Raw genomic sequence first — 14,557 nt, forward strand, 5'->3', positions numbered from 1 at the left:
ACGGCGAGGGCAGCGATGACAGCAACTGTGCGTTTCATGGAGCGAATCTCCTCCCTGGAGAAAATATGGAAAAAGAGAGTTTCACCTGCCTAACTGTCTCGCAGCGCGACATCGGGGCAGGTTTCCGGTGTGCTTTGCTAATATGAACGTGTCCCAACCCGTGCCAGCGGCTCAGACAATCTGCTCCGTATCCGCGAGCTTAGATTCCGCGACCGGGCAGGGCTTAGTCTTTGATGGAGTATGCGGCCGTTATCGCTGGATCGAGGACACGCACCTCCCCCGGCGCAGGTGGCATATCGCCTCGCACTTGAGTGGACGTCAACTGCTAATGTTGGGTTGACACAGCGTCTTCCGATTCCACTGTCTTGCGCGACTTCCTCCACGCATGGATGAAGAATGCGAAAAACAATCCCGCCATGAAGAATGCTGCACAGACGCCGGCAACCTTTAGTGGTTTGAGCAGAAACAGTGCGCCCACACTGCCCACACCGACGCCGATCAACAAGACGCAAATCACAGCGTAAAAGAAGGACTTAAATCCCATCAAGGCTCCTGAAGAAATGTTAAGAGAGGTTTCTTCTTATTCCGGCTTCCTGGTTCAGTCATAATTTCCTGTAGAACATTCGCGATTACTCTCTGCATTCTCGCCCTGAATCCATAGGAAACCAGGCTTCTGATCGGACCGCGGCAATTCCGTTCCAACACAGCTTAGTCGCTACGCTCCCAGGTTGCCGCCTCCTCACCCGAAACGGCGACGTCCCGCTTCCGCCTCCGGTTCGGGACGACGAAAGCGGGACGGGGGGACTTCACGCCTTGTACCCAAAGTGCGGGCAGTTCGCGGAAGTCTGCGAATTCTGCACGAGGTGATCTTTGCCAACAACCATGAGTTGTATGGGCTGCGCTTTCAGTGGGTGGCCTCGACGGCAGGCGTCTGTTGGCGCTTGAAGTTGTCCACGCAATCTTGCTTGCTGGTGTACCCTTCGGATGAACTGCCAACAATATTGCCATTGGAAGCCTTGCGCCTCCAACGCCATTCACTCTTAGCGTCTTTGTAGTATTCGACAGTGTCTTGAGCCATGATCTTTTCACCTCCTCTCGCGGCTTGTACGCTAAACGAACCTCAGCATTCGTAAGGTGTGTCAGAGAACCTGATCTGCCCCCGGTTTCGGTACCAGGTGCAAGGTTATCGTTCACTCTTTCGTTGCCGCCCTTGACTACCGCCGTGAACGACGTCCACCCAGGAGTCCGCCCAGCAGTCCGCGCACCAGTTGTCCGCCGATTTGGGTCGCCGCGGCACGGGCTGTACTCTTGACAAGCGATTCAAGCAGGGTGTCACTGCGTCGGGCGGACGGGCGTGATTTGGCTTGGGCTGTCGTTGCCGCCGCACTTTGGGCCGCTTGTTCGGCACGTGCTTTCAGGACTTCGTAAGCGGATTCGCGGTCCACTGTCTTTTCATAATGCCCCGCAAGCAATGATGACGAGATGAGTTGCTGTCGCTCGGGCGGCGTTAGTGCGCCAATGCGGCTATGCGGCGGTATTACGTAGCCGCGTTCCACCATCGTTGGCGCCCCCTTTTCATCCAGCGTAGAGATCAGGGCCTCACCGATTTCGAGTTCGGTGATGACCTTCTCTGTGTCCAGTTTTGGATTAGCGCGAAAGGTCTGTGCCGCGGCCTTAACTGCCTTCTGATCGACAGGAGTGAACGCTCGCAATGCATGCTGCACGCGATTGCCCAATTGGCCGAGCACTTTGTCGGGTACGTCGAGCGGATTCTGAGTAATGAAGAACACGCCGACACCCTTCGAACGAATCAACCTCACCACTTGTTCGATCTTGTCCAGTAAGACATCCGGTGCATCATCGAAGAGCAAATGCGCCTCATCAAAAAAGAAGGCGAGCTTCGGCTTTTCAAGATCGCCCACTTCCGGCAACTGTTCGTGAAGCTCCGACAGCAACCAGAGCAAGGTCGTCGCATACATTTTCGGAGAGAGGATGAGCTTATCCGCAGCCAGCACATTCACTACTCCGGCCCCGTTGGCGCCGGTCTGCATCAGATCCGACAGATCGAGAGCGGGTTCACCGAAGAAATGATCCCCGCCTTGCTGCTCAAGAGTCAGCAGAGAGCGCTGAATCGCACCCACACTCGCTGCCGAGACGTTTCCATATTGTGTCTGAAGCTCTTTGCTGTGCTCACTGGTGTACTGCAGCAGCGCACGCAGGTCCTTCAAATCAAGCAGAAGCCATCCATTCGTGTCGGCAACTTCGAACACAATGCTCAAAACGCCGCCCTGCGTTTCATTCAGATTAAGCAAGCGGCCGAGCAGCAATGGCCCCATTTCGGAAACCGTAGTCCGCACCGGATGACCCTGCTCTCCATAGACGTCCCATAGAGTGGCCGGGCAGGCTGCGAAATCAAAATGGGCCATGCCGAGTCTTTGCAGTCGCTGCGCAACTTTCGGAGTGTCGACTCCGTCAGCCGCGATACCCGAAAGATCACCTTTGATATCGGCCACGAAAATTGGAACGCCGATCCTGCTCAGGCCTTCTGCAATCGTTTGCAAGGTGACGGTCTTGCCGGTTCCCGTCGCACCCGCGATCAGGCCGTGCCGGTTAGCCATGCGCGGCAAAAGGACCAGATCCTCCCGGCCGCGTGCAATTGTGACCGCAGAAGCGTTCATACTGAGAGTGTCATTGTAAAAGCGGCCAGTTTTCAATTCCGTGTGAGTAGATCGCGCCCTTCAGCGTAAGGAAGTCTCGCTTGCGCTGGGGGTCGGCCTGAGTGTGGGTGATCAAGTGTATTACTTCGCCGCGTCCGCAACCGATCCCGTGGGAGTCAGTTTGTCCACGACTTTCGGCAGAACTTCGCTCAGCTTGGCGGCCGCTTCATCTGTAGATATACCGAGCTTGGTCGCTATGCCTTCAACTTGATCCTTGCCGAGGGCTTGGGTGACTTGCGCAGGCGAAATCGGTTTATTCTCGCCGGTACCCACCCACGATGACACAGTTTCTCCCAGCCCCTTTGACTTGAACTGCTCGACAAGATCACCCAAACCACCAGCCTTGCTCTTGATCATCCCGAGCACCGATTCCGCCACACCGCCGTGAGCGCCGAACAGATCTCCGGCTTTCTCGGATAGTTTGTCTAAGATACTCATGATACGATCCTTCCGATTAGAAATGTTTTGCTTCCTGTCTAATAACCAGACTTCAGTATAGAATGTTTCAATTCGTAAGCCGGATGAGACTGCCGTCACTTGCTTTCCCGCGCGGAGGACCTCTATGGCTCCTGTCACGCGGCTATCGCTGTTGAACTCAGCATATCAAAGCTCCGGAGCCGAGACTCACTACAGGAGCGATCGCTCATCGCTCTGCCGGCGCCAGCCATTGGTACAGCCAACCGGCCAGAATTGCTCCGAGAATCGGTGCCAGCCAGAACAGCCAGAGCTGTGCCAGTGCCCAGTCGCCGACGAACAATGCCGGGGCCGTGCTGCGGGCCGGATTCACCGAGGTGTTCGTCACCGGAATGCCAATCAGATGGATCAGAGTCAAGGCAAGACCAATCGCAATCGGAGCAAATCCCTTTGGCGCGCGGGTATCCGTCGCGCCAAGGATGACGGTCAGGAAAAAGAACGTAAGCACCACTTCGGCCACAAAGCAAGAGAGCAAGGGATAGCCGCCCGGTGAATGTTCTCCGTAACCGTTGGATGCGAACCCATTGGCGAGGCTGAAGCCGGCGGAACCGCTTGCAATGATGTATAACACTGTGGCACCCAGGATTCCACCGATCACCTGAGCGATGATATACGGCAGTAACTCGGAGGCCGGAAAACGTTTGCCTGCCCAGAGTCCGAAGGACACGGCGGGATTCAAATGACAACCGGAAATGTGGCCTATCGCAAAAGCCATCGTGAGAACTGTCAACCCAAATGCGAGGGCCACGCCCAGAAACCCAATCCCCAAGTTCGGAAATGCGGCGGCCAGTACCGCGGCTCCACAACCTCCGAATACCAGCCAGAACGTGCCCATCAATTCTGCGGCGAAACGCTTGGAAAGAGACATCTGCGGATCCTTTCGATGACGCCCAACGCGGGCGGATCTTGTTTGTCTGTCGCCGACTTCTCGTCGTCATCAACGACCGTTGCATATGCGACAAGTGGTAAGGTGGCAGTGCACGGCAAATCAGTCTCCATGCACCAGGCTGCCAACGTTCATGAAGCGCTTGCGTTCATTCAGCTCGCGCCTGATAACGCGATTCGTACACGTCGATGGCTGCCTCGCGGAAACGGACATGGTTTCTTGTGAAGGCAATCTACGTGAACGGGCCGTTAGTGTCGGATGAGGATTTCGCTGCAGATTCCGTTTCGCTTCTTTCAACGCATGCTTGACTCACGCCGCATGCCCCTACGGCGTTGGGCATAAGCCCAAGAACGGTTGTGCGTCTGCGCTGCGGACTCAAAGTGGGTGGTTAGACGTGAACTGTCTCGAGCCATGCGAGCGGCGCTAACGACGGGTTGCAGGTAATGGTGCTGATGAGCACAGGATAGACCGCGCACTAAGGCGGGTCACGGCCGTAAGTGGTAGTTGACATAGCTACCCGAGTGGTAAGCCAATGGCCGGAAAGAACCCATCTCACATACCATTTATTATTCTATGCATAGCATTCTTTTAATCACATAATCATTGAATATAACAATTATGTTTTCAGAGTCAAGTGTAAGGCGAAAACGAACTGAAAGCAGCGGAAGAGGCGGTCCGATCCGGCATTTCAAGCTCGTGGCAACTCGTTTTTCGTTAAACTGATAGGCAACGCGGATGTTATGGAAAATGGAAAGTGGGAACCATGTACCGATTGCACCGCGGGTTTGCAACGGATTGCCGATCAGTGGTTTGCCATTGTTCTTACTCGACTCGGCGCGAAGGCCGAGACAGCCTTGTGACAGCCGCAATAGCTCTTTGGAGCACAGAAACGCCCCTTGGTTCCAAACGTGAGTAGATGCATCCGGATCGCCAAGATCGAATCATATCTGCCAGTCAAACAAAAAGCCCGTAAGTTCATCACTTACAGGCTTTTCTCTGGTGCACCCAGTAGGACTCGAACCTACAACCCGCTGATTAAGAGTCAGAAGTCGAGTTATGAAAAACAATAATTTGCGGAGATAGAATGACGGTTTAGGGACAGATTCGCGGGCTGACTGTCAGTCAGCACTTACATCGCCCCACTCTTCACTAATACTACGGGGTCAACTGTGCCAAGCCGCTTAGCTTGATCGACGAGGCGGACCGAATGGTCCGCAATTTTAATGGACCGCAAAACGGCTACATAGAAAAGTATCGAGCTATTTTGCCAGAGCAGGTAAATAAATCTGTTCAAATCGCTATGCCGAGGAAAAGCGTTCACGTGTTCGTATCTTTAAAGCTACAATTATCGACCGGGTTTGCAGCCAACCTCTACACTGTTCTTTGCGGCGAGGTCGCTTGACGGTGCACCGCAGGGATCCGATCCGTCCGTGCTGAAAGGCGGATCGGCATACTGAACCTGAACAGAATGAAAAATCTATCAGAGTAGGTAGGAGTTACTCATGAAGATCATTATGTGGGCGCCGCTTCTCGCTTGTGTTTTATTGACGGCAAATTTCGCCTTTGCCAATGGCGGGGACACATGTCCCGGGCCGCTGATTAACAGCATTCCGTATTTTGACAGTACGGGCAATACGACCAACATGAACGGAGACTATGCTCATTGTGGCGCGTTCGCCGCCAGTCGCGATGTTGTCTATTCGATGAATCTGAGTTGCGATTACACGGTGACGGCGTCGCTGTGCGGCTCGTCGCTCTCGAGCGTGCTCGAAGTGCGCACGACCGGGAGTTGTCCCGGCGATTCGTTGGTTGGGTGTAACAGCAACACGGTTTGCCCGACGGGAAACTCGCGCGGCGTGGTGACGTTTCATGCCACGGCGGGAGTCAACTACTACATCCTTGTCTACGGACGGTGCAGCCCCGTGATCGGCTGCTTTTTCGGCAATTACCAGTTGTTTGTAAACGGCACACCGGACGTGCCCGCTAACGACCAGTGCCCCGGTCCGCTGATTTCGTCCGTTCCGTACAACGATCAGGGTGGCACGTGCGGGGCGAACAGCGATTACGCCAATTGTGCCTATCCCACCTCGCCGGACGTGGTGTACACGCTGAATCTGCCGGAATGCCGGATTATCACGGTGTCGCTGTGTGGCAGCAATTTTGACACCCAGCTGACCGTGAATGCCGGCGGATCGTGTCCTGGCACGAATCCTGTCGTGTGCAGCGACGACACAATCTGCAACGGGGTTGCGAGCTTTCAGAGCGTGGTGCGTTTTCTTGCGCAGCGGAATGTCAATTATTACATTCTGGTCAGCGGCTTCGGCTTGGCAACCGGGCATTACATGCTGAACGTAGACGGGCCGCTGTATGTCACGCCGAACGATTTCTGTCCCGGCGCAACTATTCCCGACGTCGCCAATTTCGGCAACTATTTCGATGCCGGGATTACCACCTGCGCGCACCATGATTTTGATTTGACGACCGGGAGTTTCTGCTATACGACGACCTCGGGAGACGTGGTGTACAACTACACGCCTCCGACCTGCCAGTCTCTGACGGCCACGCTATGCGGATCGGGCTATGACACGGAATTGAACGTGCGCGCGGGCGGCGGCTGTCCGGGCGCAGTGTCCATCGCCTGCGACGACGATTACGTCTGTTCGGCCGGTCACACGTTGCAAAGCCAGGTGACGTTTGACGGCTATGCCGGGGTGACGTATTATGTCATCATCAGCGGGTATCAGGGAGCGGAAGGCGGCTATGTCTTTTCTCTGAATTACAACGGTCCGATGGCGACACCGGCGGCGGATGTTTGCCCGGGCGTGCTGATTCCGGCGCTGCCGTACACGGACATCGCGAGCACAAGCTGCATGGTGCACAACTACCACAACTTCCAGAATAACACCAGCCGCGACGCGATCTATAGTTATGCGTCCCCTTCCTGTCAAAATGTTTCCGTATCGTTATGCGGCAGCGGGTATGATACGGGGATCAGTGTGTACCGTGACGGTAGCTGTCCGGGAACGACGCTGGTCGCGGGCAACGATGACAGTTATTGCGGCGGCAATGCAACCGTGCAAAGCAACGTGGCGTTTCAGGCCAACCCAGGGATAACGTACTTCATTATCGTGCACGGCTTTTCGACCGCTTCCGGACCCTATGTGCTGAATATGACCGGTCAGCCGTGCAACGAGCTGGCGCGTGTAGATTCGCTGGTGATCCAATCGTTCTACCCACCCGATCCGGATGTGCAGATCAGTTGGGCCTCGCAGGGGCCGGCGTATTATTATTATGTCTACCGCTCCCCCGATTGGGGCAATTTGCTGAACCCGGCTAACCGCGTGGATTCGACCACCGATCCGTATTTTTACAATAGCGGCGTGCTGAATCTGCCTGGGATATCGATGTACTATGCAGTGACAGCGGCGCCGCTGCCTTCCTTGCTTGCACAGGGCGGCAATTCCGAAGGTACGGCGCAGATTGACAAAGCCACAGCGTCGCCAACTTCCGAAGCCGTCTTTGTTCAAACCTCGCTGTTGCGCGATGCGGAGATAGCGATGGAGAAGGCTCCCGCCCCGCCTGTCTACGAGTACTTCCCCGCTTTGACCAAGTACAACAGCACTTACACCCCCAACCCAAGCAAGAGTTCGCCGCTGAGGTAGCCTTCACTCGCGGTCGATAGCCGATCAGTTGGCGGCCACTGTTCTTGCTCAACCTCCGAAGTCGGAGAGACATTCAAGCCACAGTCATGGTGCGTGCGTGTAGCAGGAAGAATCTTCTTGAATCCCAATTAGTGTATATGAGTCATATGCACCAAAACAGAATCTTTTTGGTGGATCTAACTAACAAGCCCGTAAGTCATTGACATACGGGCTTTTACTTGTGCACCCAGTAGGACTCGAACCTACAACCCGCTGATTAAGAGAAAGTGGGCGAGCGTTGTAAAATAAGAGTTTACAAACGATGAGCGACGATTTAGCGACGGTTTCGACAAAATGCCTTCAGGGTAGGCAGAAGGAGCAGTACCACCCGCCATCGAACCATAGCCAACGTAGTGACCTGTGTCAGTGGCGTTAAGAATTCCGATGCCCTCGCGGCTGGGCGCTGGGTAGAGTGGGGAAGAGATGGACCATTCCACCAACGAGACTCTCGCACCAAACTGCGGCCTACATAAGCAGCAGGCCCCCCCAGTCTGAGGAGCCTGCCTGTGTTTGCGAGCAGTATTAGCTGTCAGCGAATGAGCATCATCTTTTTAGAGTCCACGAACTTCCCAGCCTTGAGCTGATAGATGTAGACGCCCGATGCTACGCTGTTGCCCGACGTCGTCTTGCTGTCCCACATGAACCGATAGGCTCCTGCTGGTCTGACCTCGTCAATCAGCTTTGCCACTTCCTGTCCGAGGATGTTGAAGATTTTCAGTTCCACCCGTACCGCGTCCGGCAAGTCAAAGCGGATCTCGGTGTTGGGATTGAAGGGATTGGGGTAGTTCTGGTACAAAGCGTACTTGGTCGGAATCGCCACACCCTTGCCTTTAACGGCCAGCGCCGGATTATCTAACATTCGCGTCAACTGAATCACTCGATGCACCAGTTCTCTGTGGCTGGCAGTTTTCACCTGATTGTTTCGTGGCTGGACGCTGTGGTCATGCTGGTTGAAGAAGTACACGCCCATCGCATCCATCAAAGCTCGAATAGAGTCTCGTGGTGTCGATGCAGTCTCCATTATCTCCTCCAAACCCGCAAGAGCTTCAACTGGCTTTCCTTCCCTTGCCTTAGCCACCAGAGACAGTCGCTGAGCCAACTTCCGCTGTTCTGGATCAACCAATGAACCTGCCTGCACTGATAGGAATTTGCTGACAGACTGGTCGGCGTCTCCCTTTCGTGCCAATCGAGACAAGTCAACCATAGCCGCAGGAGCCAGCTTTGAGCCCGGATGATCTCGTAGGAAAGTCATCGCGCTTTGAGTTGCCGCCTGTTTGTCACCACTCTTACACAACGCCTTGGCTTCACGCCATTGAGCAAGCTCCTGATGATGCAGCCTAAGCATCTCTGCACGATTCACCGTCTTCTCGGCCAGAGGCGAAATCGCTTTGGCCACAGGTCCTACGGCACTGGGAGCCTTGGTGACGGCTTGGCTGAACTTGCTGGCAGTAGGAGGCTGTACTGTTGAAAGACTGGTTGCGGTTTCAGCACCATCGTTCTTCGGATGATATGAATCCGTACCCGCATGGTCTTCGTTGCCGGGGATAATAAAATTGCTTCCACCGCCGAATGACATCGTGCCGCCTTGATCACAGCCGACGAATGTCGCAAGGGATGTGTCCACTAACCAGCGAGCGGAGTTTCTAGGCCAAAGGTGAGAATAGAAGGCTGTATCCGTTGGTGTGTATGGTGCCCATGTATTCAAGCCGATGTCCCAAGTGTCTGTCGTATCGCCGGACTTCAGGTAGTGTCCTGAGCCTGTAAGCAAGTTGAAGTTGTTTTCGCCGTCACCCAAGTCCACGAAAGAGGGATCGGCGGTGTAAAGGAGCGCACCGCTGCTATCAGAGAACTGGCTGTGTGCACCGACAAGATTCAAGGTAGAGGCGTCAACCCAAGCCTCGGCGAGCGTGTCTCCGTTACAGGACAGTTCGCAGCATTCCAACGATGCATCCGAACCATCCGAGACCACCATGCCGTAGCTTTTGCTGCCGTTCACGGTGGTGTTGCGCATGCTGATGCCAGACCCGTAGCACACCGCTACGCCGACTTCACCACCATGTTCAATGTGGCAGTTTTCCACAGTCAACTGGCCGTATTCCATTACGGTCAATGCAGCCGTGTAGCTATTCCATTGAGCAACGCCGCCTCCCAGGTCCGTAAACAAACAGTTGCGAATGTAGCTTGACGAATCCGTCACGTCACACGTAATGCCGTCGCCAAAAGAGCGGAAGACGCAAGAGTCTGCCTTGAAAACAGGAACATGCGGCCAGTCCCCTTGGCCTGTCGGGTTATTATCGAACACCGCCCAACCCGCGCCGCGAAGTTCAGCGTGTTTCAGTTCCATGTAGCCGCAGCGGGATTCGATATTCGTCCACGTGTTCGCCGTATCCCAGTTCAGGATTACGCGATTGTCCGGATCACCCAGAACATAGAGTTTGGCTGCGGGAGGGCCGGGAGAGTAGCTTGACCAGCCCTGCACCAGAATGCCTGCACCAGACGTAAAGTTTACTACGGGGTTATTGATCCCTGGATACGGCTTGATTACGAGCACGGCTCCTGGTTCAACCGTGATGGAGCTGTCAACCGTGCACGGCGCGTACATTACCACACTATCGGTGATGTCGTACCGTTTCCATTTAGTCAGCGAAGCAATGAGGGAGTTTATGCTATCCTGCACGGCGAGCCGTTCGGCAGTGGTAACACAGTCGGTGGTGTCCACAATCTGCCGGTAAAGGTCGAGGTTCAACATGGCGATTTTGGCTTCCACCTTTGCCGTATCGGTTTGACCACTATTCACCATGCCTTGCAGAATGCTTTGCGCGCTGTCAAGATCAGCAGAATGTGCCAGTGACCACGCTTGGGCGAACTTCGCTTCGGTTTTCAATTCACCATAGAAGGCTGAATCTGCGATGTCCTTGAAGTACTTTGTCGACTTGTCCGGATCCCCGGCCAATAGGTCTGTGCAAAGAATTCTCTGAAGTCCCGAGACCCCGTATCGTGTGCGGCTACCGGAGCCTACCGCTTCCCGGAAGCTGACCCGTGCCTCGTCAAAGCTGCCGTCGCTCAGTTCTGTTGCCCCGGCATCGTAGTCTTGTTCCCACGGCGTGGTAGAACCCGTGTCATTAGGAAAGGTAAAATCGCATCCGCTGGTGTCATTTAGGAACGGCGTGATCGTCACATCGCCCGGCAGGAATGTTAGGATGGTGGCCGTGTCCGTGCGGCCCCAGTAGTTGTTCCGCCAGTCTCGCATAACGGTCAGGATGTCCGTCCGTGGCGCAATAATCCACTTGCTGTCTGAGCTCGCGCTGTTAATAGTATTCCGGCCATTGCGGACAATCAGCGTAGAATGATCCGCTTGAATAAGCGGAGCCTCAGCGGTTCCGTCGTCAGAGATGATATTCCTTCCCCAGTGAGGTGTGGGGTTTCCAGGGTCTGCTAATCGAACCGTAGAATTGTAGACGTTAATCGCGCCCAGACGATTGTTACTGAGTACACAGCACCTAAACTCAATGTCGGCATCCGTTCCACTTACGGCACCTGTCAGGAAGGAAATCCATTCCCAGTCACGCATGGTTCCGCCATTGCGAATCAGTGTGTCCTGGATGAAGGTTCCCCATCCCCCGTTCATCTGAACACCGGCCACACGGTTATTCGAAACGGTTGATTTAACCAACTGCAACATGCTTTGGGCATCACAGCGAATTCCGCAGTCGTTATCAGTGAATTGGGAATGCGAGATCGAGTCCAGCGCAAAGGCGAACATGCTTAGTCCTGTAGCACAGCCCCGGAAGGTGCAGTGGTCAATCTTCACCCAGGGGGTTCGCCCCCAGTACCCCCAGTTGTCTATCCCGGCATTGAGCGTCAACCCAATCGGCGCACCTTGGATCGTCGCGTAATGGAATTCTACCTGGTCTTGCGTATTTTCGCTCACCACAATTCCATCCCAGCCGCTATCCGCGTTAGCGGGCTGGAAGCGCAGTTGCGTGGTTGGTGATCCCATTACATGCAGTTCCGCTCCTTGGAGATGATCTTCGAGTCGAATCCCCTTCCCCTTCCAGAACGTGACTGTCGCCACGCTATCGTAGACCGTACTATCATGATTGGCTACGCGAATGGTGCGGCGCAGTGCCGATGTGTCGGGCAATATCGTCAACGAACCGCCACTGTGGATGACGATATTCTTCATGAGGAACGCCGGTGCATGAAGCGTCTGAGCAGAGTTGATATGCCATGTTGCCGTGTCTGCCAAACTGAAATGTACCAGTTCGGCTTCACCCGGCTGAAGCGTGACCGTAATCACTTTGCCGTCGATACTCGCGTCATTCGCCGCAATGGTAGTCGTGTTTGCCAAGATCTGCTGCACAGCATATTGTGCGTTCTGATTGTAGACGTTGCTAATTCCCAGACTGATTCGCCTGGTCTCATTCACTAATGCGCGCCGATTGACAATCAGGAACCAGTAATCCTCCCCGCTTTCGCCCGGCGTCTTGAAACGTGTCACCTGCACATACCGTTCATTGGGTGCTTCCCAGTTCCACGCCATCGGCATGCCCGGCTTTTCTGTCTGGATGTACTCCACATAGCTTTCGGGATGCCCCGGCTCGTTTGGATACTGCTGCAGAAGATCCTCATGATGCGAGCTGATCCCTAGGTTATCAAGGGTGTCCGAATGCTGTCCGTAATTAACCTGAAAAACGCGGCTTGCGTACGTCTTGATAAAGTCAAGCGACTCCAGCAAAGGTGCTATCCGTAGAATTTCATGGTCCACCTTCTGAGCAGCGAAGTAGCGCTGTGTCCGATACGCATGCTTTGGCACAGTGAAGTTGTGACTGGTATCTATGTGTGAGGAATCCGTGCCCCAGTCAATCAACCCGCCTTGCTGTTGATAATGCGATGCGTCTACATACCCGCGCGGCCCCTGCATACCCCAGTACCACATGATTCCGTCTACGCCGCTTGATAGCGAGAGCCATGCATTCAATATGACTTCGTTCGGAGTCGGAAATCTGCTGACAGCCCTTCCATTCATCACATCATTGATGTCATAGTTGATCGCCTCTTGAGCACCACCTTGGATCAACGCCCAGAACTTGTCGCCGTGCTCGTGCACCCTTTGTGTCTGAGCGACGATCCCTGGAATCAGTGCCAAATCGGTTGAGTCACGCGGTGGCAAAGGGCGCTGGAAGCCTGCCGTCCATAGGAACGGTTCTGATCCCCACAGCCCTACATCAAGTCCGGCTTGAAGTGAGATCTTGCCGTTGTAACGAGTGAAATGCTGGTTTTCCTGTTCCGGCTGCGGACACGCTGTACAAACCTCGGTATCACTATAAGGCACATCTGAATTTGATGTTGTCCACATGCTTTCAGGCATTATTCCGAATTGACTGCTGGGCCAGCAGGTGCTATCCCCTCCATAGGGATAGAATTCGTACATCATTACCGGAATGTGTACGCCAAGCGTATCCAGCGTGTAGTACAGCTTGTGCCTGAAACCGCCACCATACTTGTCAAACCAGTGATCGTTTAAGATGAACGTCGGTAGGCCTGCATGCTGGAGTATCTGATTGGTTTTCGACCAGGCAGGAATAGCGTCCCATGTGAATTCGTCGTAATACCATGCGGCTAACTTTCCGTTGCTCTGAATGCGTTCGTCCGAGAAGGCTCTCGCAATGAGTGAATCGTAGTGCGCAATGGTATCTGTAGGTGCCCGAAACAAACGATGGAATCCTTCATCCCACACCTCAACGTCATAGACGTAAAGCGCGTGGTGGCCGGAAGACTCAATTTTCAGTCGGACATTATTTGACCCGCCCCAACTTGGATTGCCACCGAACGCAAAATAGATAGGATTGTTACAGCACCCCATTGTGTCATCTTGAAACCATCCGTCAATTGGTTGGAAGTCATCGCCGCAGGCGGTGTAAAGCGTATCGGTGAACCGCAAGGTGTCCGTGATTTGACGAAACAGACGATTATCCGGAACAATGACCTTATCAATGACGCTGAAATACGGATAGTCCGGATTCGGATTGAAGTCCGACTTATTAACTGTGATGCCTGGAAAGCGTCTCCACTTGGATCGACCAGTCCAAAAATCCTGCACGTACCAGTAGAGAGTTGCCACATGTTGTGTTGCATCGTTATCTGGGTCGATCTTCGCCCGCAATCTGAAGTGCATTGGCATGACATTCAGTGGCCATGAGCATCCTCTTTGGGCCCATCCGTTCCAATTGCCAACGCCATTTTCCCACAAGGTGGAATCAGTACTTGGGTCATTCGGTATCATGAGCACCGGCACGGAGTTGCCGCCAGGCTCAATCACCATCGAAGTGTCTTCCGCATCTAGACCCGCGCAACCTTCCCAATTGTATGGATCAGAGGGCAGACTAAATGGATGAGCTATGCGGATAGTTCGATCATATGCGTTCAAGTACTTGAAAGCGTCTGCAGGCCAGTCGTTATTCATGATTCGCAGCGAGTGGCTTGCGACCCCACTCCTGCCGTAATCGGCCTCTGGGTTCCAGTAAACGGATAGAATGTTGATCCCCAAGCTGTCCCACCACGAGAGCACTTGGTCATTTACCGCGGCTGCCTGATTTACCCATTGTGTCGTATCCCCATCTCCAAAGTCAGGTCCCCAGTGTTGTGCTGTTCGGACGTGGGATAGCGGGTCATAGTAGGTGCTGATGTCAAATGCGTACGCAATTCGCACCGCAGTGACGGAAAGTACGAAAGTGAGGGCTAGCAAGAAGCGAGGAACTTTCTGCATATGAGCCTCC

7 protein-coding genes are annotated in these 14,557 nt (G+C 54.2%); 1 reads left to right on the forward strand and 6 read right to left on the reverse strand.

What is annotated here, in order from left to right; genetic code table 11:
• Positions 1 to 325: 325 nt before the first annotated feature.
• From VGL38_09335 to aqpZ, 5 genes are all read right to left on the reverse strand, one after another.
• The gene (locus VGL38_09335) at positions 326 to 544 is read right to left on the reverse strand and encodes a hypothetical protein (protein HEY3295632.1); all 219 of its coding nucleotides are present in this window, start codon (positions 542 to 544) and stop codon (positions 326 to 328) included.
• A 360-nt stretch (positions 545 to 904) separates the two neighbouring features.
• On the reverse strand, positions 905 to 1,078 hold the full coding sequence (locus VGL38_09340; protein ID HEY3295633.1) for a DUF1508 domain-containing protein: 174 nt from the start codon (positions 1,076 to 1,078) through the stop codon (positions 905 to 907).
• A gap of 136 nt (positions 1,079 to 1,214) precedes the next feature.
• Positions 1,215 to 2,678 carry a helicase HerA-like domain-containing protein gene (locus tag VGL38_09345; protein ID HEY3295634.1) on the reverse strand — a complete coding sequence of 488 codons (1,464 nt, stop codon included), beginning with the start codon at positions 2,676 to 2,678 and terminating at the stop codon, positions 1,215 to 1,217.
• A 120-nt stretch (positions 2,679 to 2,798) separates the two neighbouring features.
• Positions 2,799 to 3,155 carry a YidB family protein gene (locus VGL38_09350; GenBank protein ID HEY3295635.1) on the reverse strand — a complete coding sequence of 119 codons (357 nt, stop codon included), beginning with the start codon at positions 3,153 to 3,155 and terminating at the stop codon, positions 2,799 to 2,801.
• Between the two features lie 205 nt (positions 3,156 to 3,360).
• The gene (aqpZ, locus tag VGL38_09355) at positions 3,361 to 4,059 is read right to left on the reverse strand and encodes an aquaporin Z (GenBank protein ID HEY3295636.1); all 699 of its coding nucleotides are present in this window, start codon (positions 4,057 to 4,059) and stop codon (positions 3,361 to 3,363) included.
• A gap of 1,520 nt (positions 4,060 to 5,579) precedes the next feature.
• On the opposite strand from aqpZ, the gene VGL38_09360 reads away from it, so the two are divergent.
• Positions 5,580 to 7,739: a hypothetical protein gene (locus tag VGL38_09360; GenBank protein ID HEY3295637.1), complete on the forward strand. Its 2,160-nt coding sequence runs from the start codon at positions 5,580 to 5,582 to the stop codon at positions 7,737 to 7,739.
• 568 nt (positions 7,740 to 8,307) lie between these two features.
• Here VGL38_09360 and VGL38_09365 read toward each other — a convergent pair.
• On the reverse strand, positions 8,308 to 14,547 hold the full coding sequence (locus VGL38_09365; protein HEY3295638.1) for a right-handed parallel beta-helix repeat-containing protein: 6,240 nt from the start codon (positions 14,545 to 14,547) through the stop codon (positions 8,308 to 8,310).
• Positions 14,548 to 14,557 lie beyond the last annotated feature (10 nt).

The organism is bacterium, from assembly GCA_036504735.1.
Lineage (GTDB): Bacteria > Electryoneota > RPQS01 > RPQS01 > RPQS01 > DASXUQ01.